Below are 1052 nucleotides of genomic sequence, written 5' to 3' on the forward strand. Positions count from 1 at the left end.
CTAGAGCGGTTCATTGCTTATCGGAATCGAGGTGGGATTCCCAAATCAGCAGAATTGTGATTCATCCTGGGTGCTGGAATGGAGGCCAGCATCGATGACGCGACCTTATTCGAATGATCTTCGTGAACGCGTAGTGGCTGCAGTTGCAGGCGGTCAGAGCTGCCGAGTGGTGGCTGAACGGTTCGACATTGCCGTCTCCTCTGTGGTGAAGTGGTCGCAGCGCCATCGGGTAACCGGCAGCGTCTCACCCGGCAAGATGGGTGGCCATCGCCGGCGGGTGCTGGAGTCGCATCGCGCCTTCATTGTCGAGCGGATCGAGCAGATCTCGCACCTGACGCTGCATCAGCTGAAGGACGAACTGGCCGCCCGCGGTATCGCCGTCTCCCATAATGCCATTTGGCAGTTCATGCGCCGTGAAGGTCTGAGCTTCAAAAAAAACGCTATTCGCCCTTGAGCAGGGCCGTGCCGACATTGCCCGGCACAGGCAGCGCTGGAAGACTTGGCAAGCCCGCTTCGATCCGAAGCGGCTCGTCTTTATCGACGAAACTTGGATCCGCACCAACATGGCGCCGTTACGCGGCTGGGGACCGAGGGGCAAGAGGCTGCGCGGCTTTGCCCCACATGGACGCTGGCGCACACTCACTTTCCTCGGCGCTCTGCGCTGTGATCGGCTCACTGCGCCCTGCGTCTTCGATGGCCCAATCAATGGCGAGTGCTTCGAGGCTTATGTCCGCCAACAGCTGATCGCGACACTTAAGCCCGGCGACATCGTCATCCTCGACAACCTCGGCTCTCACAAAGCTAAGGCCGTCCGCGATGCCATCAAGGCGGCCGGCGCCAGACTATGGTTCCTGCCGAAATATTCCCCTGACCTTAATCCGATCGAACAGGCATTCGCCAAGATCAAACATTGGATGCGCCAGGCCCAAAAGCGAACCGTCGACGACACCTGGCGTCATCTCGGAGACCTCGTCGGCACCATCAAGCCTGACGAATGCGCAAACTACTTCACAAACGCTGGCTATGCTTCCGTCAAAACGTGAAACGCTCTA

1 protein-coding gene is annotated in these 1052 nt (G+C 58.9%); it reads left to right on the forward strand.

Annotated features, from left to right (window positions below):
- The first annotated feature begins 94 nt into the window (after window positions 1–94).
- A protein-coding gene (locus CO667_RS34550) for an IS630 family transposase (protein WP_097622264.1) occupies window positions 95–1043 on the forward strand; the annotation gives its coding sequence in 2 pieces (ribosomal slippage) (window positions 95–430 and window positions 432–1043; 948 coding nt in all).
- Window positions 1044–1052: the final 9 nt, after the last annotated feature.

Origin of the sequence: Rhizobium sp. L43 (genome assembly GCF_002531725.1) — a bacterium.
Classification (GTDB): Bacteria; Pseudomonadota; Alphaproteobacteria; order Rhizobiales; family Rhizobiaceae; genus Rhizobium.